17 protein-coding genes are annotated in these 20,248 nt (G+C 66.6%); 6 read left to right on the forward strand and 11 right to left on the reverse strand.

The genetic code is table 11. The annotated features are described in order from the left end of the window. Positions 1-25 precede the first annotated feature (25 nt). The gene (gene purN / locus H5V43_RS10670; protein ID WP_025548665.1) at positions 26-973 is read right to left on the reverse strand and encodes a phosphoribosylglycinamide formyltransferase; all 948 of its coding nucleotides are present in this window, start codon (positions 971-973) and stop codon (positions 26-28) included. 87 nt (positions 974-1,060) lie between these two features. Further along, a complete protein-coding gene (gene purM, locus H5V43_RS10675) occupies positions 1,061-2,155 on the reverse strand; it encodes a phosphoribosylformylglycinamidine cyclo-ligase (RefSeq protein WP_025548666.1) in 1,095 nt (364 codons plus the stop codon). 152 nt (positions 2,156-2,307) lie between these two features. Between purM and H5V43_RS10680 the strand changes: the two genes are divergently transcribed. Genes H5V43_RS10680 through H5V43_RS10695 form a run of 4 tightly spaced genes read left to right on the forward strand, consistent with a single transcriptional unit; the run spans position 2,308 to position 7,901 of the window. Continuing rightward, positions 2,308-3,591 (forward strand): hypothetical protein, encoded by a 1,284-nt coding sequence (locus H5V43_RS10680; protein WP_025548668.1) that lies wholly within the window; start codon positions 2,308-2,310, stop codon positions 3,589-3,591. An 8-nt stretch (positions 3,592-3,599) separates the two neighbouring features. After that, positions 3,600-4,214, forward strand: a complete 615-nt coding sequence (locus H5V43_RS10685; RefSeq protein WP_025548670.1) for a P-loop NTPase family protein — start codon at positions 3,600-3,602, stop codon at positions 4,212-4,214. A 28-nt stretch (positions 4,215-4,242) separates the two neighbouring features. Then, positions 4,243-6,381 (forward strand): RNA degradosome polyphosphate kinase, encoded by a 2,139-nt coding sequence (locus H5V43_RS10690; protein ID WP_025548671.1) that lies wholly within the window; start codon positions 4,243-4,245, stop codon positions 6,379-6,381. Positions 6,382-6,386: 5 nt separating this feature from the next. Then, complete coding sequence (locus H5V43_RS10695) at positions 6,387-7,901, forward strand: Ppx/GppA family phosphatase (protein WP_025548673.1); 1,515 nt, start codon at positions 6,387-6,389, stop codon at positions 7,899-7,901. A 197-nt stretch (positions 7,902-8,098) separates the two neighbouring features. Here the strand turns inward: H5V43_RS10695 and H5V43_RS10700 are convergent, their stop codons facing one another. Genes H5V43_RS10700 through coaBC form a run of 4 tightly spaced genes read right to left on the reverse strand, consistent with a single transcriptional unit; the run spans position 8,099 to position 10,920 of the window. Beyond that, entirely contained in the window at positions 8,099-8,464 is a 366-nt protein-coding gene (locus H5V43_RS10700) for a DsrE family protein (protein WP_025548674.1), read from the reverse strand. Next, the gene (locus H5V43_RS10705) at positions 8,452-9,228 is read right to left on the reverse strand and encodes a HesA/MoeB/ThiF family protein (protein WP_128830727.1); all 777 of its coding nucleotides are present in this window, start codon (positions 9,226-9,228) and stop codon (positions 8,452-8,454) included. Before H5V43_RS10705 ends, H5V43_RS10700 begins: the two co-directional genes overlap by 13 nt. Then, complete coding sequence (gene dut / locus H5V43_RS10710; RefSeq protein ID WP_025548678.1) at positions 9,225-9,689, reverse strand: dUTP diphosphatase; 465 nt, start codon at positions 9,687-9,689, stop codon at positions 9,225-9,227. Before dut ends, H5V43_RS10705 begins: the two co-directional genes overlap by 4 nt. Next, entirely contained in the window at positions 9,664-10,920 is a 1,257-nt protein-coding gene (gene coaBC, locus H5V43_RS10715) for a bifunctional phosphopantothenoylcysteine decarboxylase/phosphopantothenate--cysteine ligase CoaBC (RefSeq protein ID WP_025548679.1), read from the reverse strand. Before coaBC ends, dut begins: the two co-directional genes overlap by 26 nt. Before the next feature lie 161 nt (positions 10,921-11,081). Here coaBC and egtB point away from each other — a divergent pair, with 161 nt between their 5' ends. Continuing rightward, the gene (gene egtB / locus H5V43_RS10720) at positions 11,082-12,350 is read left to right on the forward strand and encodes an ergothioneine biosynthesis protein EgtB (protein WP_025548681.1); all 1,269 of its coding nucleotides are present in this window, start codon (positions 11,082-11,084) and stop codon (positions 12,348-12,350) included. A gap of 4 nt (positions 12,351-12,354) precedes the next feature. After that, positions 12,355-13,311 carry an L-histidine N(alpha)-methyltransferase gene (egtD, locus tag H5V43_RS10725; RefSeq protein WP_025548682.1) on the forward strand — a complete coding sequence of 319 codons (957 nt, stop codon included), beginning with the start codon at positions 12,355-12,357 and terminating at the stop codon, positions 13,309-13,311. 70 nt (positions 13,312-13,381) lie between these two features. Here egtD and H5V43_RS10730 read toward each other — a convergent pair whose 3' ends face one another. From H5V43_RS10730 to H5V43_RS10750, 5 genes are all read right to left on the reverse strand, one after another. After that, the gene (locus tag H5V43_RS10730; RefSeq protein WP_025548684.1) at positions 13,382-14,437 is read right to left on the reverse strand and encodes a DUF1176 domain-containing protein; all 1,056 of its coding nucleotides are present in this window, start codon (positions 14,435-14,437) and stop codon (positions 13,382-13,384) included. A 61-nt stretch (positions 14,438-14,498) separates the two neighbouring features. Further along, positions 14,499-15,821 (reverse strand): NupC/NupG family nucleoside CNT transporter, encoded by a 1,323-nt coding sequence (locus H5V43_RS10735; protein ID WP_025548685.1) that lies wholly within the window; start codon positions 15,819-15,821, stop codon positions 14,499-14,501. Positions 15,822-16,170: 349 nt separating this feature from the next. Continuing rightward, positions 16,171-17,991 (reverse strand): translational GTPase TypA, encoded by a 1,821-nt coding sequence (gene typA / locus H5V43_RS10740; protein ID WP_025551654.1) that lies wholly within the window; start codon positions 17,989-17,991, stop codon positions 16,171-16,173. A gap of 121 nt (positions 17,992-18,112) precedes the next feature. After that, complete coding sequence (locus H5V43_RS10745; protein WP_099186139.1) at positions 18,113-19,819, reverse strand: cation acetate symporter; 1,707 nt, start codon at positions 19,817-19,819, stop codon at positions 18,113-18,115. After that, entirely contained in the window at positions 19,816-20,151 is a 336-nt protein-coding gene (locus H5V43_RS10750; protein WP_025551652.1) for a DUF485 domain-containing protein, read from the reverse strand. The genes H5V43_RS10745 and H5V43_RS10750 overlap by 4 nt, the downstream gene beginning before the upstream one ends. Between the last annotated feature and the right edge of the window lie 97 nt (positions 20,152-20,248).

The raw sequence follows: 20,248 nt of genomic DNA on the forward strand, positions 1-20,248 counted from the left end.
GGCCATTGGAAAGGAAAGAGCGGGGTTAAAATTCGTCGGCGGCGTCCATCAGGGCCGTGAGTTTGCGGGGCGCGACCTCCCGCCAGCTCCGCTCCAGCCGTTCGTTGATCTGGTCCCAGTCCGTGTCCCCCAGATCGAGGCGGATGCCGACCCAGCCATCCCCGAAATAGGGGGGGCGGTAATAGCGGGCGGGGTCGCTTTCGATCAGCATCGCCTGTTCTTCCGGCGCGGTCGTCTTGACGAGGATGGCGATAACGCCGTCGCCATGACGATCCTGCGTGAAATAGGCGAATTTCTTGCCCTTTTCGATGCCGAAGCAGGGCATGCCGTGGGACGTGACCTCATCCGCCTGCGGCAGGGCCAGGGCGCGCTCACGGACTTTGTTCAGCAGCCATTCGGGCTGGCGCTCGCGGGTGACGAAATCCGCCAGCGTGCGCGGATAGAGCTGATGTTCCGCCATCAATATGCGCGCGGCAAGGCTGTCGGCGGTGTCGCCGGGCAGGATCGCGACTTCGATCTGGCCAAGGACCGGCCCGTCGTCCAGTTCCGCCGTGACGATGTGGACCGAGCAGCCGGCATGGGTATCGCCTGCGTCCAAAGCCTTCCGATGGGTGTCGAGACCCTTATATTTGGGCAGCAGGCTGGGGTGGATGTTCAGCATCCGGCCTTCCCAGCCGGCGACGAATTCGGGCGAGAGGAGGCGCATATAGCCGGCCAGCGCGACATATTCCGCGCCCGCCCCGCGCAACGCCTTGTCGATAATGGCGTCGAATTCGGCGCGCTTCAGGCCCTTGTGGCTCTGCGCGAAGGTGGCGATGCCCTCGGCGGCGGCGAGGGTCAGGCCGGGGGCTTCGGGATCGTTGGCGGCGACCAGCACCAGCTCATAGGGGCAGGACGGATGCCTGGCGGCATAGAGCAACGCCGCCATGTTCGAGCCACGTCCGGAAATCAGAACGCCGACCTTTGCCTTCACTTGCAGTCCCCGTCCGGTTCGCGCGAAGTCGAGAACCCTTGTGACTTCGTTTCTCGACTTCGCTCGAAACGAACGGGTTTCAGTGACTTACCCCAGATGCGTGGCGGTCCAGTCGGCCCTGGCGCTCCATGTTTCCTGTGAGCCCTTGACCGTGCAGCCCTTTTCGCCCGCCTCCACGAGGCCGACGCGGACCACGGTTTCGCCCGCTGCTTCCAGATCCGCCGTCACGGCGTCCACCGCATCCGCATCCACCGCCAGCACCATGCCGACACCGCAATTGAAGGTGCGGGCCATTTCCTCCGGCTCGATATTGCCCTGCGCCTGGAGGAAAGCCATCAGGCGCGGCTGTTCCCAGCCGTCGGCGTCGATAACCGCATGACAGCCTTCGGGCAGCACGCGCGGGATATTCTCCAGCAGGCCGCCGCCGGTGATGTGGGCCAGCGCATTGATCCGGCCTGCCCGGACCAGCGGCAGCAGCGACTTCACATAGATGCGCGTCGGCGCCATCAGCGCGTCGATCAGCAGCACCTCATTATCGAAGATCGCCGGACGGTCGAGCTTCCAGCCCTTGTCGGCGGCAAGACGGCGCACCAGCGAGAAGCCGTTGCTGTGCACGCCCGAGGAAGTGAGACCCAGCAGCACGTCGCCCGCCTTGACCCGGTTGCCGGTCAGCGCTCTGGACCGCTCCACCGCGCCGACGCAGAAACCGGCGAGGTCATAGTCGCCCGGCCCGTACATGCCGGGCATTTCCGCCGTCTCTCCGCCGATAAGGGCGCAGCCGGCCTGTTTGCAGCCCTCCGCAATGCCCGCGATCACGCGTTCGGCGACGCCGCTCTCCAGCTTGCCGGTGGCATAATAGTCCAGGAAGAAGAGCGGTTCGGCGCCCTGCACGATCAGGTCGTTGGCGCACATGGCGACCAGGTCGATGCCGACGCCGTCATGGGCGTTGTGATCGATGGCGAGCTTCAGCTTGGTGCCGACGCCGTCATTGGCCGCGACCAGCAGCGGATCGTCGTATCCGGCCGCCTTCAGGTCGAAGAAACCGCCGAAGCCGCCCAGTTCCGCGTCGGCGCCGGGGCGACGGGTGGCCTTGGCAAGCGGGGCGATGGCGCGAACCAGCGCATTGCCCGCGGCGATGTCGACGCCAGCCTTGGCGTAGCTGTAGGATTCGGTGTCGCTCATGGCTGTGGCCCCTAAGCATTTTCAAGTCAGATGGAAACATCTGACGGCTTAAGAAAATGCGGCAAGCCAAATAACGCACATTGTGCGCGAAAACGGAACGGGAAATGGGTTGCCGCTTGGCAGCGCAGGCAAATCTCGCCAAAAGGACGCGCGTGAACGTGCCTTCTGTCCTTCGTGGCCTGTCCCTCCGGCCTTTGAACCTGTTCCGCGCAGCGTCGCGCCCGATCCAGATACTGGGCGCGATCATGCTTGGCCTCGCCGCTGCGGCGCTGGTCGCGCAGATGGAGGGGGAGCGCGGCGTGCCCCCCATCGCCAGCGGCGGCGATTTCCAGGTGAGCCATGTGAAGGTCGACGTCTTCGCCAAGGATGCCGACAGCGCGCGCAAGGCCGGCTGGCGGCTGGCGCAGCGGCGGGCGTGGCAGATGCTGTGGACCCGAACCCATGGCGGCAGCGGCGCGCCGGCCCTGTCCGATTCGCAGCTTGAAGGCATGATTTCGGGTATCGAGATCGAATATGAGCAGGCGGGCCCCACCCGCTATGTCGCCACGCTGGGCGTCATGTTCGACCGGGCGCGGACGGGCCAGTTGCTGGGCGTGACCGGCAATGTCATGCGGTCCCCGCCCCTGCTGGTGATCCCGGTGCTGTGGGACGGCGGGTCTGCCGTGTCCTATGAGCGGATCAACGAATGGCAGCGGGCCTGGGCGCGTTTCCGCACCGGCGACAGCGCGATCGACTATGTCCGCGTGGCCGGGTCGATCGCTGATCCGATCCTGCTGAATGCGGGGCAGACCGGGCGGCGCGGGCGGCTGTGGTGGCGCGTGCTGCTCGACCAATATGGCGCGGCGGACGTGGTGATCCCGATCGCACGGCTCGACCGTCAATATCCGGGCGGTCCGGTGACCGGCACCTTCACGGCGCGCTACGGCCCCGACAATTTCCTGATCGGCAGCTTTTCCCTGCGCGCCTCCAACGACAGCGCGATCCCGCAGATGCTGGACCAGGCGACGCAGCGGATCGACCAGCTTTATACCCAGGCGCTGAATGACGGCCGCCTGCGTCCCGATCCGTCGCTGATCATCGAGGAGCCGGTCGATCCCAATGCGCTGGAGATCGAAAATGCCGCCGATCTGCCGGTGGAAACGCTCGACATGCCGACGCCCGCCGCCACGACGGGCAGCTACGCGATCCAGTTCGACACCCCGGACGTCGGATCGGTGGCGCAGGGCGAAGCCGCCGTGCGTTCCATCGCGGGCGTGCGTTCAGCCGCGACCAGCAGCCTGGCGCTGGGCGGCACGTCGGTCATGCAGGTGAGCTTCGACGGCACGGTCGACATGTTGCGTGCAGCGCTGGCGGCGAAGGGCTATAACGTCGCCGTGTCCGGCAATACGCTGCGCATCCGCAGGGGTGGGACACCGGGAGCCGGCTCTGCGCAATGAAAGGCGCCATGAGACAGATCAGCCTGCCGTTCGACCGGCCTGATCGGGCGAGCGGCGAGGATTTCCTGGTCAGCGACGCCAACCGCATCGCCGTCCGCCATCTGGAGAACTGGCGGGGATGGCCGCTGGCGATCAGCGTGCTGAGCGGGCCGCCCCTGTCGGGCCGTTCGACTCTGGGCCGCCATTTCGTCGCGCAGAGCGGCGGGACGATGATCGACGATGCGCAGCGGCAGGATGAGCAGGCGCTGTTCAACGCCTGGAACGATGCGCAGACGGCGCAGCGCCCGCTGCTGCTGATCGCGGACGCGCCGCCCGTGCTATGGCAGGTGGCCCTTCCCGACCTGCGGTCCCGGCTGGCGGCGGCGCCGCATGTCGCGCTGGAGCAGCCGGACGAGGCGCTGGCCCGCGCCCTGATAGAGCGGTCCCTGGCGTCGGCCGGGGCAAGCTATGCCGCCGACCTGCCCGAATGGCTGCTGCGGCGGATCGAGCGCAGCTATGCCGCCATCGCCGCCGTGACCCGCCTGCTGGACGAGGCGGCTTTGTCATCGGGACGTAAGATTTCTACCGCTATGGCGAAAGATGTCCTGCAAGACGCGGGATTTTTGCCTATAGTCCCGGACTGATCCTCCGGTTCCGAACGATGAGAGAGATGTGGCCGAAGCCGACCCCTCCGCCAGCCTGACCCTGCCCAGCGACCGCTATTTCAACCGGGAACTGTCCTGGCTGGCGTTCAACCAGCGCGTGCTGGAAGAGGCGATGAACCGGGCGCATCCCCTGCTGGAGCGGTTGCGTTTCCTGTCGATTTCCGGCGCCAATCTGGACGAGTTCTTCTCCGTGCGCGTGGCGGGGCTGAAGGGGCAGCAGCTGCAGGATGTCGACATGCGCTCCGCCGACGGGCTGACCCCGGCGCAGCAACTGGCCGCCATCAGCGAGGAAACTGCCCGGCTGATGGGCGCGCAGCAGAAGGTGTGGGGGGCGCTGCACGGCGAACTGGCGCAGGTGGGGATAGAGGTGATCGGCCCGTCCACCGCGCTCGACCCCTCCTGCGAGAACTGGCTGCGCGATCATTTCCTGACGCAGGTCTTCCCGATCCTGACGCCGCAGGCGCTGGACCCGGCGCACCCCTTCCCCTTCATCCCCAATCAGGGGCTGTCGATTGTCTTCGACCTGGAGCGGCTGTCGGACAAGGAGCCGATTCGCGAGCTGGTGATGATACCGTCCTCACTCGCCCGCTTCGTGCGGATGCCGGGCGAAACGGCCCGCTATATGGCGCTGGAGGCGGTGATCCGGCGCTTCTCGGCCGATCTCTTTCCCGGCTATCGCGTCCGCAACAGCGGCGTTTTCCGCATCATCCGCGACAGCGACATAGAGATAGAGGAAGAGGCGGAGGATCTGGTCCGCTATTTCCGCAGCGCCATCAAGCGCCGCCGCCGGGGCCGCGTGATCCGCATGGAGATAGAGGAACGCATTCCCGAGCCGGTCGAGGAGATGTTGCAGGACATGCTCCAGGGCCATGAGGCGATCATCGCGGAGGTGGAAGGGTTCGTCGGCATCGGCGACCTGTCCGGCGTCGTCGAGGAGGATCGGCCGGACCTGAAGTTCGAGCCCTACGCCCCCCGCTTCCCGGAACGCATCCGCGAATATGGCGGGGATTGCTTTGCCGCGATCCGGGCGAAGGACATCGTCGTCCACCATCCCTATGAAGCCTTCGACGTGGTGGTGTCCTTCCTGAAGCAGGCGGCGTCCGACCCCGATGTCGTGGCGATCAAGCAGACGCTGTACCGCGCGGGCAAGCAGTCCGCGATCATCCGCGCGCTGATCGACGCGGCCGAGGCAGGCAAGTCCGTGACCGCAGTGGTGGAGCTGAAAGCCCGTTTCGACGAGGAGCAGAACCTGATGTGGGCCGACGCGCTGGAGCGCGCGGGCGTGCAGGTGGTCTATGGCTTCATCGACTGGAAGACCCATGCGAAAGTGTCGATGGTCGTCCGGCGGGAGGGGGAGGCGTTCCGCACCTACTGCCATTTCGGCACCGGCAACTATCATCCGGTGACGGCGCGCATCTACACCGACCTCAGCTTCTTCACCGCCGATCCGGCCTATGGGCGCGATGCGGCGGCGCTGTTCAATTACATCACCGGCTATGTCGAGCCGCAGCGGCTGGAAAAGCTGGTGATGTCGCCCCGCGACCTGCGCAACCGCCTGTGCGACCTGATCGATGCGGAGATAGAGCATGTCCGCGCCGGGCGGCCGGGAACCATCTGGGCGAAGATGAATTCGCTGGTGGACCCGGCGATCATGGAAAAGCTCTATGCGGCGAGCAATGCAGGCGTGCAGATCGAACTCATCGTGCGGGGCATCTGCTGCCTGCGGCCGGGCGTGCCGGGCATGTCGGAAAATATCCGGGTGAAGTCGGTGGTCGGCCGCTTTCTTGAACATAGCCGGATCACCGTCTTCGGCAATGGCAAGGCGCTGCCCAATAATGGCGCGAAGGTGTTCATCAGTTCGGCCGACTGGATGCCGCGCAATTTCGACCGGCGCGTGGAGTTCCTGGCGCCGGTCGAAAATCCGACCGTGCACGACCAGATTCTGGACCAGGTGATGGTCGCCAACCTGATCGACACCGAACAGAGCTGGGTGCTGGACAGCGACGGCCATTACAGCCGCGTCGAGGCGGGCGACCGGCCGTTCAACCTGCACCGCTATTTCATGACCAACCCGTCCCTTTCGGGCCGTGGCGCCGCGCTGGACAGCGAAGCGGTGCCGACGCTGCGCCTGCGCGGGCGGGCCTGATCGGCATGAATTCCATGTTGAGCCAGGTCCGGGCGCTCGCCCCCGGCATGGCGACGTCCCCGCATCAGGCGAAGGCGCGCACGGCGATCATCGACATCGGTTCCAACAGCGTGCGGCTGGTCGTCTATGACGGGCCGCGCCGCATCCCCTTCATCCTCTTCAACGAAAAGGTGATGGCGGGATTGGGCGCGTCCCTGGGGAAGACGGGCCGGATCGAGGCGGAAGCCATGGACAGGGGGCTGCGCGCGATCGGCCGCTTCGCCCATCTCTGCCGCGAGATGGAGGTGCAGGAGGTGCGCTGCGTCGCCACCGCCGCGGTGCGGGACGCGGAAAATGGCGACGAGTTCATCCGGCGCGCCCGCGACATGGGGCTGGAGGTCGAGCTGCTGTCCGGCGGGCAGGAGGCGGTCGCCGCGGCCTATGGCGTGTTGTCGGGCATTCCGGGCGCGGACGGCATCGTCGGCGACCTGGGCGGCGGCAGCCTTGAGCTGGCCCGAATCCGCGACGGCGCCGTGCATGAAACGGTGTCCTTGCCGCTGGGCGTGCTGCGCCTGCCGCAAATCCGCGCCAAGGGGCCGGCCGTGCTGGAACGAATGGTCAGGAAGATGCTGGCCAAGGCGGGCTGGGACGCGCCCGCCGGCCTGCCCTTCTATCTGGTCGGCGGGTCGTGGCGCGCGCTGGCCCGGTTCGACATGGAATTAACCCAGTTCCCGCTTCCCGTCGTGCACCAATATGAAATGCCTGCCGCGCGGGCCGAACAATTGACGCGCATCGTGTCCCATGTCGGCAAGGCGCGGTTCAAGGATATTCCCCAGATCACCGGATCGCGCGTGCCGACCCTGCCGGATGCGGCGGCGCTGCTGTCGGTGATCGTGCGCCAGTTGAGGTCGAGCAGGCTGGTCGTGTCGGCCTATGGCCTGCGCGAGGGGCTGCTGTTCAGCGATCTGCCCCCGGATATTCAGGCACATGATCCGCTGCTGATCGCGGCGGAGGCCGAAGGCGAAGCGCAGGCGCGCTTTACCGGCCATGGCGACATGATCGAGCGCTGGATCGCGCCGCTGTTCCTGGAGGACGGCAGCGCGTGGCGGCGGATTCGCCGGGCGGCCTGCCTGTTGGCCGATGTCGGGTGGCGCGCCAATCCCGATTTCCGGTCGGACCGGGGCGTCGAGATCGCGCTGCACAGCAATTGGGTCGGCATCAACGCGGCCGAGCGAGCCATGCTGGCCCAGGCGCTGCACAGCAATTTTGGCGGCGGCCTGTCGACGCCGCCCGGCATCGAGCGGCTGGCCCCGCCCGAAGCGCTTCAGCGAGCGACCTTATGGGGTCTGGCGATCAGATTGGGGCAGCGGTTGTCCGGCGGCGTGGAGGGGCCTTTGCTCGCCTCCCGCCTGGAGATGGAGGGCAATGTACTCGAACTGCGGCTGCGCAGCGTGGACGCCGATCTGTTCGGAGAAGCGGTCGAGCGGCGGCAGCGGCAACTGGCCCAGGCCATGGGCGTGAAGTACCGGCTGGCCTGGTAGGGGGCTGACTGAATGCGGTCAGGGAACGGAGCTTCTGCTTTCCCTGAAGCAAGCCTGCTCCTGCGCAGGCAGGCCCGGCCCTCCCTTCCGCGCATCATCGCCGCCCGATCCGGGCGCCTGCTTTCGCATGAGCATGCTGTGCCTTTAGAAAAGCGTCGCAATCGTCCGCTTCCCACCAGCCGAGCCAGCCGACCGGCTCAGGCAAAGATCAGCCGGGCCTCTTCGCCGGTCTGCTGCAAGAACCCCATCGGGCCGCCGACCTCAACGCCCTGCGGCAAATCATCGGCAGTCATTCCGCACAGCGCAAGTCCGCTCTGACAGGCAAGCAGGATCACGCCCAAGCCCAATGCCTCTTCGATCACCATCGCCAGCGAAGGCAGCCCCGATGCCCGATGCGCTTCGTCGCGGGGCGCTTCCGGAGGCGCTCGCAGCAAGCTCACCGCGTCCAGTTGCAGGAACAGCGCCGCGCCGCCGCCCAGCGCCGCCTGAGCCGCCGCGATCACCAACGCTCCGCGCAGCCGTTCCGCATCCGCCGTCGCGACGATGATCCTCAGCTCGCGCATAGTTCCACGGCGCAACCCTGGCAGGCGGGATCCTTCGGCACCGCCACGGTCCGAAACCGCATCGACAACAGATCGGCCAGCAGCAAGCGCCCCGCCATGTCATCGCCGAAGGGCACAAGCGCGCGGATCACCTCCAGCGCCGCCAGACTGCCGATCACCCCTGTCAGCGCCCCGATCACGCCGGTTTCGGAACAGTCCCGCTCCGGCGCATCCTGCGGCGACCCGACCAGGCAGCGATAGCAGGGCTTGCCCGCCTCCCAACCGCGATAGGTGGCCAATTGCCCCTCGAACGGCCCGACCGCCGCCGACACCAGCGGAATCCGCAGCTTCTGCGTGCAGTCCGCCACCGCCAGCCGCGTCGCGAAACTGTCGCAGCCATCCAGCACCGCATCGGCATCCCGCAGCATCAGCGCGGCATTGTCCGCATCGATGCGGGCGTTGATGGGGATCAGCTTCACGTCCGGATTGAGCCGCGCGACCGCCGCCATCGCGCTTTCGGCCTTGGGCGCTCCGATCTCGTCAGTGCCGAACAGCACCTGCCGCTGCAGATTGGAGAGGGCGACCGCATCGTCATCGATCACCCGAATCGTGCCCACGCCCGCCGCGGCGAGATAGAGGATGGCCGGGCTGCCGATCCCGCCCGCCCCCACGACGGCCACATCCGCCGACAGCAGCCGCGCCTGCCCCGCGCCGCCGATCTCCTTCAGCACGATATGGCGGGCATAGCGCTCAAGCTGATCGTCCGTGAGGGCCAAGGGCGTCATTGGGATCGAACCCCCGTCGATCCGAATCCCCCTGCGCCCCTGATCGTCTCGTCCAGTTCCTCGACTTCGGCAAAGCGCGCCATCTGCACCGGCGCGGCGACCAGCTGCGCGATCCGGTCGCCCCGCGCGATCACAAAGGGTTCTTCGCCCAGATTGATCAATATGACCTTCAGCTCGCCGCGATAATCGGCGTCAATCGTCCCCGGCGTATTGGGCAGGCTGATCCCATGTTTCAGCGCCAGGCCGGAACGCGGCCGCACCTGCACTTCATAGCCTTCGGGAATCGCCATGGCAAAGCCGGTCGCCACCGCATGCCGGCCGCCAGGCACAAGGATGATGTCCTCCGCCGACACGACGTCCATCCCCGCCGCATGCGCCGTGGCATAGGCCGGCGCCGGCAGGCCGGCGCCATGGGGCAGGCGCTTCAGGCGAATTTCAATGGGCGGGAGAGGAGAGGACATGGGCGACCTTTTCTATCAGGCGGGTGGCGACGGCGTCCTTGGGCAGATGGTCCCAGCTCTCGACGCCATCCTTCGAAACGATGTGCACGCTGTTGGAATCGCCGCCCATCACGCTTGAGCCGGGCGGCCCCGACACGTCATTCGCGACGATCCAGTCGGCGCCCTTGCGCGCCAGCTTCGCCTGCGCATGTTCAGCGATCTTCTGCGTCTCGGCGGCAAAGCCGACCAGCAGGGCGGGACGCTGCGCATGTTTGCCCAGCGTGGCGAGAATGTCCGGATTCTCGACCAGGGCCAAGGGCGCCGGCTTGCCCGATCCATCCTTCTTGAGCTTCTGATCCGCAGCGTCCGCCGTACGCCAGTCGGCCACCGCCGCCACCATGATCGCCGCGTCGGCGGGCAGGGCCGCCTCCACCGCGGCCAGCATCTCGCGCGCGGTTTCCACATCGACGCGGGTCACGCCGGCGGGCGTCGGCAGGTATACCGGCCCCGCCACCAATGTCACCCGCGCGCCGGCCCGCGCCGCCGCCGCCGCTATGGCGAAGCCCTGCTTGCCGGAGGACCGGTTGGCGATGTAACGGACCGGGTCGATCGGCTCATGCGTCGGGCCGGCCGTCACCAGCACATGCCGTCCGGCGAGCGGCGCGTCGGCCGTTTCGAAGTCCGGCTGCCCGGCCAGCGGATCGGCGGCGAGCGGCCGGGCGAGCAGCCGCGCCACCTCCGCCGCGATCGCTTCCGGATCGGGCAGACGGCCCTTGCCGAATTCCCCGCACGCCATTTCACCACTGTCCGGCTCCATCACATGCACGCCATCGGCCTTGAGCTGTGCGACATTCCGCCGGGTCGCGGCATGGTGCCACATCCGAACGTTCATGGCGGGAACGGCGAGCACCGGCTTGTCGGTCGCCAACAGCAGCGTCGTCGCCAGATCGTCGGCAATGCCGCCCGCCATCTTGGCCAGGATGTTCGCCGTCGCTGGCGCGACCACGACCAGATCGGCCTGCCGCGAAAGCTGGATATGGCCGATCTCGCGCTCTTCCTTGAGGTCGAACATGTCGCCATAGACATGATCCTCGGTCAGCACGCCCAGCGACAGCGGCGTCACGAATTTTTCCGCGCTTTCCGTCAGCACCGCCCGCACCGCGATGCCGCGCCTGCGCAGCAGCCGCACCAGTTCCAGCGACTTATAGGCGGCGATGCCGCCCGAAACGATGAGAAGGATGCGCTTGGTCATGACAGGCCCATCATTTGGGCAAGCGGCGGGCCCTTGTCCAGCCATTCCCATCGTCCCCATGCGCAATCATCGAAGGGCGGCGAAACGGCCCGGCCGGAACCGATCCGCCCCTTCATGCGATTATTCCAGGAGAGCGGCGCAACCGTATCGAAGGGGCATGCATGGCAAGAAGCCGGACCGTACCGAGCCAGATCGACCTCATCACCCGCTATCGCGAGGTCAGGGCGCTGAGCGAAGCGCTTGCCGCGCCGCTGTCCGATGCGGACGCGACGGTCCAGTCCATGCCCGACGCGTCCCCCGCCAAATGGCATCTGGCGCATGTAAGCTGGTTCTTCGAAACTTTCGTCCTGCGCGATCATGTGGCGGGCTATGCACCCTTCGATCCGCATTACGCCTATCTTTTCAACAGCTATTATGAGGCCGAAGGTCCACGGCATGCGCGGCCGATGCGGGGCATGCTGACACGGCCGACGCTGGAGGAAATCCGCGCCTATCGCGCCCAAGTCGACGAGGCGCTGACCACCGCCCTGCCGATGCTGATGCCCGATGTGCAGGCGCTGGTGTTGCTGGGCCTCCACCATGAGCAGCAGCATCAGGAACTGCTGCTGACCGACGTACAGCATCTTCTGTCGCTCAATCCGCTGGAACCGGCGCTGTACGACGCGCCCAATGCGCTGCCTGCGCCCGTCCCCGGCCCTCTCCACTGGATCGAGGGCCGGCAGGGGCTGGTGGAGATCGGCGATGACGGCAAAAGCGATTTTGCCTTCGATTGCGAGACCCCCCGCCACAAGACGGTGCTCCACCCGCATGCGCTGGCGCACAGGCCGATAACCAATGGCGAATGGATCGCCTTCATCGAGGATGGCGGCTATGCCGACGCCGCCCATTGGCTGTCCGACGGCTGGGCATGGGTGCAGGCCGAGCGGGTCGAGGCGCCGCTATACTGGCGGCGGGGCGAGCAAGGCTGGACGCGCTTCGGTCTGGACGGGCGCAAGCCGGTCAATACCGCCGCGCCCGTCAGTCATATCAGTCTTTATGAAGCGGATGCCTATGCCCGATGGGCGGGGGCGCGCCTTCCCACCGAGGCGGAATGGGAAAGCGCCGCCCTCAATGTCGCGCCGACCAGCGGGAACCAGTTGGACGGTCCGGCCTGCCCCCGCCCCCGCGCGGCGGATGGCGGCTCCACGCTGACGCAGATGTTCGGCGATGTGTGGGAATGGACAGGCAGCGCCTATCGCCCGCATCCCGGCTTCCGCGCGGCGGACGGCGCGGTGGGCGAATATAATGGCAAGTTCATGTCGGGGCAGTTCGTGCTGAAGGGCGGCAGTTGCGCCACGCCGCGCGGCCATATGCGGGCAAGCTACCGCAATTTCTTCTACCCCCATCAACGCTGGCAGTTCACCGGACTGCGGCTGGCAAAGGATCTTTGACGCGATGCTGCTGACCGAAGATGCCCCGCTGTCCCTGCGCGCGCCTGACCCGGCCTTCCGGCGGGACATTATCGAGGGCCTGTCCCGCGAGCCCAAGGCGACCCCGCCCATCTGGTTCTACGACCGGCGCGGGTCGGAACTGTTCGAAGCGATCACGGACCTGCCGGAATATTATCCGACGCGCACGGAAACCGCCCTGCTGGAACGGCATGGCGCGGATTTCGCCGCCGCCATCGGCGCGGGGCGGGCGGTGGTGGAGTTCGGTGCAGGCAGTTCGCGCAAGACCCCGCATCTGCTGCGCGCCATCGATCCAGCCGCCTATGTGCCGATCGACATCAGCGGCGACTTTCTTCGCGCGTCGAGCGCTGAATTGGCGTCGGCCTTTCCGGGGCTGCCGGTCTTGCCGGTGGTGGGCGACTTCAACGGCGAACTGGCCTTGCCGGCGGCGATAGAGGGGCTGCCGCGCCTCGGCTTCTTCCCCGGGTCGACCATCGGCAATATGGAACCCGATTCGGCGGTGGACCTGTTGCGGGCAATGCGGCGCCTGCTGGGCAAGGACGCGATGCTGCTGATCGGCATGGACCGGATCAAGGACCGTGACCGGCTGGTCGCCGCCTATGACGATGCCGCGGGGGTGACGGCTGCGTTCAACCTCAATCTGATCGCGCGCATCAATCGGGAACTGGAGGGCGACCTGCCGCTGGACGGCTTCCGCCATCGCGCCATCTGGAACGACGACAAGGCGCGGATCGAAATGCATCTGGAGGCGGTGCGGCCGCTTCACTTCCACGTCGCGGGCCAATGCTTCCGCATGGCCGCGGGCGAGACGATCCATACCGAAAGCAGCCACAAATATGGCGCGCGCGACGAAAGGCTGCTGCTGCGCGCCGGGGGATGGGAGCCGGTGCGCGAATGGAGCGATGCGGACGAGCTGTTCTCGCTGATATTGGCAGAAGCCTAAGGGGCGATTTCCAGGCGCGAAAAAAGAAGCCAGGGCGGCGGCACGGCGAATCGACAGGAAATTCCGGCCTTCAGTCCGTCACTTTGGCCGACCATGTGGTGATCCAGTGCCAGGCGCCGCGGCATTCCCCCATCGCACTCGCCTCTACCAGGCGGAAGCGCGAACCGTCCCAGACATAGGTTTCACTACCCCCGCAATCGCCCAGGCCCCGGCCCTTGGCATAGCTTTGCAAGGTGGAGGTCTCCGGCGCCCAGCCTGCATTGACCAGCATGGGATGGCCGGCCTCCTCGCTCCAGCCCGGCTGATAGTCGAAGCCGGCGAAGCGGAAGGTTCGGCGGCCGGGAATGCCGGTGGCGATCGCGGGGACGAATGTGAAATTATAGGCCCCGGCGCCGCAGGGCACCAGAACCAGCGTCTCGGTCTTCGACAGCCGGTGCAACTCGGGAGGAGAGGATGCGCCCCTCATCTCGTCGGCGCAACCCGTGAAGGTGCCGAGTGCCGTCAGTTCCTCCCGCCAGAGCGCGGGCGGCTGCGCGCCGCCGGGTACGGCTGCGCGCCGGATCGTGGGGATGGCAGGCGCGGGACGCACGGCGCTGCGTGCGAGCGGTCCCGTCGCGACGAGGGCCGCCATGGTGCCCGCCCTGCCCTGCTTCGCATCCATATAGCGGAGCGCAGCGGTCAAGCCGGCGAGCGACGGCCGGTCGATCGCCCTCGCGCCGGCGCGGATCTCCATGCGTCCGCCCTTCGCCATGGCAATGGCCAGTGCGGACGCCTGCGGTCCTTCCAGACTGGCCTCGCCGTCCACGCTCGCCACGCTGGCAAGCTTTCGCCCGTCGATCAGGAAGTCCAGCGCCTCCCGGCCCTTGGCGTCCCGGCTGACCCGGATTTCGGGATCGGCGTCGGCCCCCGCCCCTCGCGCGATCCCCAGCATGACCGGCGCATCGGGCCAGTCGCCGCCTTCTGGCAGCAGGGAGACGGCCTCGCACCGGTTGCCGTTGTCGCAACCGATGGTCCAGTCCTTGTAGCTTTCCAGCCTGCCCGGCTTCGGCGCTTGCGCCCCAGCCGGCGCCGCTGCCATCACCACCGACAGCATGGCCGTCAGTCCGAATATGCGTTTCGCCCCCATGCGTTAACCATAGCCGATCCTGCCAGCGACGGGTAGAACTTTCGTTATAGAATCGGAACGATCATCGCAGGCTGAGCATCAGGCCCGCCAGCGCCGCGCTCATCAGATTGGCGAGGCTGCCCGCCACCAGCGCCTTCAGCCCCAGCCGGGCGATCACCGGCCGCTGGTTGGGCGCGAGATTGCCGGTGACGGCCATCTGGATCGCGATCGAACTGAAATTGGCGAAGCCGCAGAGCGCGAAGGTGACGATGGCGACGGTCGCCGGCGACAGCGCGCCCTGCGCCTGGCCGAGATTGATATAGGCGACGAACTCGTTGAGCACGACCTTGGTGCCGAACAGCCCGCCCGCGATCTGCGCCTCATTCCAGGGAATGTTGAGCAGATACATGACCGGAGAGAAGAGATAGCCGAGCAGTTGCTGGAAGCTGAGGTCGGGATAGCCGAACCAGCCGCCGACGCCGCCGAGGATGCCGTTCGCCAGCGCCACCAGCGCTACGAAGGCCAGCACCATGGCGCCCACAGCGACGGCCAGCTTCACGCCGGTCTGCGCGCCCTGGGCTGCGGCCATGATGAGGTTGGCGGGCTTTTCCTCGTCATGGGTGGCGGGCGGCATCGGTTCGCCCGGCGTTCCCCCCGGCAGCAGCGCGGCGGGGCCGGTGTCGCCGATCCGGCTTTCGGGCAGGACGACTTCGGGATGATCGCCCAGGGGGAGTTCGGGTTCGCGCTCCGGCTCGTCGGGCATCATGATCTTCGCCATCAGCAGGCCGCCGGGCGCGGACATGAAGCTGGCCGCCAGCAGATAGTCGATCTTGATCCCCATCGAGGCATAGGCGGCCAGGATCGTGCCCGCGACGCCCGCCATGCCGCTGGTCATGACGGCGAAGAGTTGGGGCGGGGTGAGACCGGCGAGATAGGGGCGGATGACGAGCGGGCTCTCGCTCTGCCCCACGAAGATGTTGGCGGCGGCGCAGAGGCTTTCGACCTTGGACACGCCCGTCACCTTCTCGATCGCGCCGCCGACCCAGCGCACGATCTGCTGCATGATGCCCAGATGGTAGAGGATCGACACCAGGCTGGCGAAGAAGATGATGACCGGCAGCGCGGCGATGGCGAAGCTCGCGCCGCCGATCTCCGGTTTCGCGAGCGGGCCGAAGATGAAGTCCGTTCCCGCCTGCGCATAGCCGAGCAGATTGGCGACGCCGTGCGACATGCCGGCGATCACGGCGCGCCCGGCGGGGACATAGAGCACCAGCAGCGCAATGCCCGCCTGCAGCAGGAAAGCCGCGCCCACGACGCGAAGCCGGATGGCGCGGCGGTCGGAGGAAAGGGCGAAGGCAATGGCAAGGATCAGCGCGATGCCGGCTAGGCCAATGAGAAGATGCATGAAAAGCTTTCGCGGGAAGAACGAACGGCGCGACCATAGAGACGCCGTAGCGGCGAGGCCAGTAGCTTTACGCCAGTAACTTTACGATGGTGCAAATGCGTTTGGGCGAGATGTTCGGGTGGATTGCGGACATTCCCCCTCCCGCAGGCGGGAGGGGGCTAGGGGTGGGCTGGCGCGGCATCTGCGCTGTTTTGCAACGGCTAAGTCAGAAGCTCGCTACGCTCGCGCCCACCCCTAACCCCTCCCGTTTACGGGAGGGGAATGTCTTGGATTGGCCATCGTCAGACTCCCGAAGCAGAAAGGGCCGGCGTCTCGCGACGCCGGCCCTTTCTCATCCCTCGAAATCCGGTCAGGCGGCAGCCTTGGCCCGCGACATGCGCTTGCGCTCATTGGGATCGAGATAGCGCTTGCGCAGGCGGATGTTCTTGGGCGTCACCTCGACCATTTCATCGTCGTCGATATAGGCAATGGCCTGTTCCAGCGTCATCTTCCAGGGCGGGGTCAGGCGGATGCTGTCGTCCTTGCCGCTTGCGCGGAAGTTGGTCAGCGCCTTCGACTTCATCGGGTTGACCTCCAGATCTTCCGGCTTGGCGTTCTGGCCGATGATCATGCCTTCGTAGAGCGCCTCGCCCACCCCGACCATCAATATGCCACGTTCTTCCAGCGGGCCAAGGGCATAGGCCACCGCCTCGCCCGCGCCGTTGGAGATCAGCACGCCATTCTTGCGGCCTTCGATATTGCCCTTGTGCGGGCCGTATTTCTCGAAGAGCCGGTTCATGATGCCGGTGCCGCGCGTGTCCGACAGGAATTCGCCATGATAGCCGATCAGACCGCGCGAGGGCGCCGAGAAGGTGATGCGGGTCTTGCCGCCGCCCGACGGGCGCATGTCGGTCATTTCCGCCTTGCGCTGGTTCATCTTGTCGACGACCGTGCTGGAAAATTCATCGTCCACGTCGATGACGACGGTTTCATAGGGCTCGGTCTTGTTGCCGTTCTCATCCTCGCCGAACAGCACGCGGGGGCGGGAGATGCCGAGTTCGAAGCCTTCGCGGCGCATCGTCTCGATCAGCACGCCAAGCTGGAGTTCACCGCGACCGGCAACTTCGAAGCTGTCCTTGTCAGCCGATTCGGTCACCTTGATCGCGACGTTGGATTCGGCTTCGCGCATCAGGCGGTCGCGGATCATGCGGCTCGTCACCTTGCTGCCTTCGCGGCCCGCCATGGGCGAATCGTTCACCGCAAAGCGCATCGACAGGGTCGGCGGATCGATCGGCTGGGCCTTGATCGCGGTGTTGATCGACGGATCGGCGATGGTGTTCGCCACGGTGGCGACGGTCAGGCCCGCAAGGCTGATGATGTCGCCCGCCTTCGCCTCTTCCACCGGCACGCGGTCAAGCCCACGGAAGGACAGGATCTTCGAGGCACGGCCGGTTTCCAGCACATTGCCGTCGGCGTCGATGGCGTGGATCGGTTGGTTGACCTTCAGCGTGCCGGAATTGACGCGGCCGGTCAGGATGCGGCCCAGGAAGTTGTCGCGGTCGAGCAGCGTCACCAGGAAGCTGAACGGCGCATCTTCGTCCAGCGCCGGAGGCGGCACATGGTCGACGATCTTCTGGAACAGCGGCTCCAGCGTGCCCGAACGCAGCGACGGGTCTTCATTGGCATAGCCGTTGCGGCCAGACGCATAGAGCACCGGGAAGTCGAGCTGCTCGTCCGTGGCGTCCAGCGTCACGAACAGGTCGAACACCTCGTCCAGCACTTCCTGGATGCGTTCGTCCGGGCGGTCGATCTTGTTGACGACGACGATGGGGCGGAGACCCAGGGCCAGCGCCTTGCCGGTCACGAACTTGGTCTGCGGCATCGCGCCTTCCGACGAATCGACCAGCAGGATCACGCCGTCGACCATGGACAGGATGCGCTCCACCTCGCCGCCGAAGTCGGCGTGGCCGGGCGTGTCGACGATGTTGATGCGGGTGCCGTTCCATTCGACCGAGGTGGGCTTCGCCAGGATGGTGATGCCGCGTTCCTTTTCCAGGTCGTTCGAATCCATCGCCCGTTCCTCGACGCGCTGGTTGTCGCGGAAGGTGCCGGACTGGCGGAAAAGCTGGTCGACGAGCGTGGTCTTGCCATGGTCGACGTGCGCGATGATCGCGATGTTACGCAGGGACATGCAACTGCCTTCGGGATTTAAGGTTTCCCGGCCGGCACCGCGCCTGCTCAGGACTATCGGGCGCGCCCCTACAGGAAATGACGCGCTGCGGCAAGGGCGGCGCGACGGCCAGCGGAAGCGTTCAGTGGTCCGACGCGGCGAAGGCGCCGATCCCCGTTTCCGCCCGCACCCGCTGCGCCGCATAGCCCGCCTTGTCCACCGCCGCGCGGGGCGAGCGGTCGAGCAACGAGATCAGCCAGATCGAAAGGAAGCCCGCCGGGACGGAGAAGATCGCCGCGGAACTGTAGGGGAAGGGCGCGGGGCCGAGGTTGAAGGTGGTCGTCCACACGGCGGGCGACAGCAGCGTCAGCACGAAGGCGGTCAGCAGGCCGATGGTCCCGCCCCATGCCGCGCCGCGGGTGGTGCACCCGCTCCAGAGCAGCGAGAGGATCAGCACCGGGAAATTGCCCGACGCCGCCAGCGCGAAGGCAAGGCTGACCATGAACGCCACATTCTGCTTCTCGAACACCAGCCCCAGCAGCACCGCCAGCGCGCCCAGCGCCAGCGTGGTCAACCGCGACACGCGCAGTTCGTCCGCCGAACCCGCCCGGCCATGTTTGAACACCGTGGCGTAGAGATCATGGCTGACTGCCGACGCCGCCGAGAGCGTCAGCCCCGCCACCACGGCGAGGATGGTCGCGAAGGCCACCGCCGAAATGAAGCCCAGAAAGGCATTGCCGCCGATCGCATGCGCCAGATGGATCGCCGCCATGTTGCCGCCGCCGCGCAACGCGCCCTCCCCGTCCAGATAGCCGGGCTCCGTTCCCACCAGCACGATCGCGCCGAAACCGATGATGAAGGTCAGGATGTAGAAATAGCCGATCCACCCGGTCGCCCAGAGCACCGACTTGCGCGCTTCCTTCGCATCCGGAACGGTGAAGAAACGCATCAATATGTGCGGCAGGCCCGCCGTCCCCAGCATCAGCGCGAGGCCGAAGGAAATGGCCGAGACGGGGTCCTTGATGAAATTGCCCGGCGCCATGATGGACCGCCCCCGTTCCGCCGCTTCGGCCATGGTCGCCCCGCCGGACAGGGCGGCCTGGCGCTTCACCTCCACCGCGCGGGCGAACAGCGCTTCAAGGCTGAAGCCCATCTGCGCCAGCACCATCAGCGCCATGAAGCTGGCGCCGCCCAGCAGCAGCACCGCCTTGATGATCTGCACCCAGGTCGTCGCGCGCATGCCGCCGAACAGGACGTAGAGCATCATCAGCGCGCCGACGATCACCACCGCCACGGCATAGGGCAGGCCGAACAATAATTTGATGAGCTGCCCCGCCCCCACCATCTGCGCGATCAGGTAGAAGCTGACGACCAGCAGCGTGCTGACCGCCGCGAAGCTGCGCACCGGCGGCTGGGCGAAGCGGTAGGAGGCGACATCGGCAAAGGTGAAGCGCCCAAGATTGCGAAGCCGTTCCGCCATCAGGAACAGCAGGATCGGCCAGCCGACCAGAAATCCGGTGGAATAGATCAGACCGTCATAGCCGTCGTTGAAGATCTGCGCCGAAATGCCAAGGAAGGAGGCCGCCGACATATAGTCGCCTGCCATGGCGAGACCGTTCTGGAAACCGCTGATCCCGCCCCCCGCCGTATAGAAATCGGAAGCGGTACGGGTGCGCGCCGCCGCCGCCTTGGTGATCCAGAGCGTCAGCCCGACAAAGGCGACGAACATGAGGATCGCGACCCAGTTGACGGGCTGGCGCTGCGCCTCCCCCTCCAGCGCCGCTGCGAGCGCGGGGAGCGGGAGAAGCATGATGGAGGCGGTGGCAAGCGCGGCAAGCCAAGCCCTCATGCGACGCGATCCTGGAAGCCGTGGTCGATCAGGAGGGCCGCCATCCGGGCGTCATGGTGGCGGTTGGCATAGGCGACATAAACGCCGGTCAGCGCAATCGCGAGCAGGATGAGGCCAAGCCCGACCGGAATGCCGATCGACGTCACGCCCGGGCCGACGGGCATGCCCAGCAGCGCCTTGTCGAAGGCGATCAGCAACAGATAACCGACGAAAGCGAAGAAGATGATGGCGGACAACAGCCAGCCGATCTTCGCCCGACGCGCCACCAGCCGGGCATAGCGCGGATCGGCCGCCACGGCTGCGATCCTCTGTTCGTCCGGTCCGTCGCTCATGCGCCCTCCTTCGTCCTTTCGGCCATGCTAGCCGCGCGCCGGGCGATTGCAATGGCAAGCGCGGAGGCTTTATAGCTCGCATCATGGACTTGCGGGC

The sequence above is a fragment of the Sphingobium fuliginis genome, assembly GCF_015074805.1.
Lineage (GTDB): Bacteria > Pseudomonadota > Alphaproteobacteria > Sphingomonadales > Sphingomonadaceae > Sphingobium > Sphingobium fuliginis.

Excerpts from the sequence above, each read along its gene's own strand:
- purM (WP_025548666.1), bottom strand. The coding sequence starts at position 2,155 with ATGAGCGACACCGAATCCTACAGCTACGCCAAGGCTGGCGTCGACATC.
- H5V43_RS10685 (WP_025548670.1), top strand. The coding sequence starts at position 3,600 with ATGAGACAGATCAGCCTGCCGTTCGACCGGCCTGATCGGGCGAGCGGC.
- H5V43_RS10695 (WP_025548673.1), top strand. The coding sequence starts at position 6,387 with ATGAATTCCATGTTGAGCCAGGTCCGGGCGCTCGCCCCCGGCATGGCG.
- H5V43_RS10700 (WP_025548674.1), bottom strand. The coding sequence starts at position 8,464 with ATGCGCGAGCTGAGGATCATCGTCGCGACGGCGGATGCGGAACGGCTG.
- H5V43_RS10705 (WP_128830727.1), bottom strand. The coding sequence starts at position 9,228 with ATGACGCCCTTGGCCCTCACGGACGATCAGCTTGAGCGCTATGCCCGC.
- dut (WP_025548678.1), bottom strand. The coding sequence starts at position 9,689 with ATGTCCTCTCCTCTCCCGCCCATTGAAATTCGCCTGAAGCGCCTGCCC.
- coaBC (WP_025548679.1), bottom strand. The coding sequence starts at position 10,920 with ATGACCAAGCGCATCCTTCTCATCGTTTCGGGCGGCATCGCCGCCTAT.
- egtB (WP_025548681.1), top strand. The coding sequence starts at position 11,082 with ATGGCAAGAAGCCGGACCGTACCGAGCCAGATCGACCTCATCACCCGC.
- egtD (WP_025548682.1), top strand. The coding sequence starts at position 12,355 with ATGCTGCTGACCGAAGATGCCCCGCTGTCCCTGCGCGCGCCTGACCCG.
- H5V43_RS10730 (WP_025548684.1), bottom strand. The coding sequence starts at position 14,437 with ATGGGGGCGAAACGCATATTCGGACTGACGGCCATGCTGTCGGTGGTG.
- H5V43_RS10735 (WP_025548685.1), bottom strand. The coding sequence starts at position 15,821 with ATGCATCTTCTCATTGGCCTAGCCGGCATCGCGCTGATCCTTGCCATT.
- typA (WP_025551654.1), bottom strand. The coding sequence starts at position 17,991 with ATGTCCCTGCGTAACATCGCGATCATCGCGCACGTCGACCATGGCAAG.
- H5V43_RS10745 (WP_099186139.1), bottom strand. The coding sequence starts at position 19,819 with ATGAGGGCTTGGCTTGCCGCGCTTGCCACCGCCTCCATCATGCTTCTC.
- H5V43_RS10750 (WP_025551652.1), bottom strand. The coding sequence starts at position 20,151 with ATGAGCGACGGACCGGACGAACAGAGGATCGCAGCCGTGGCGGCCGAT.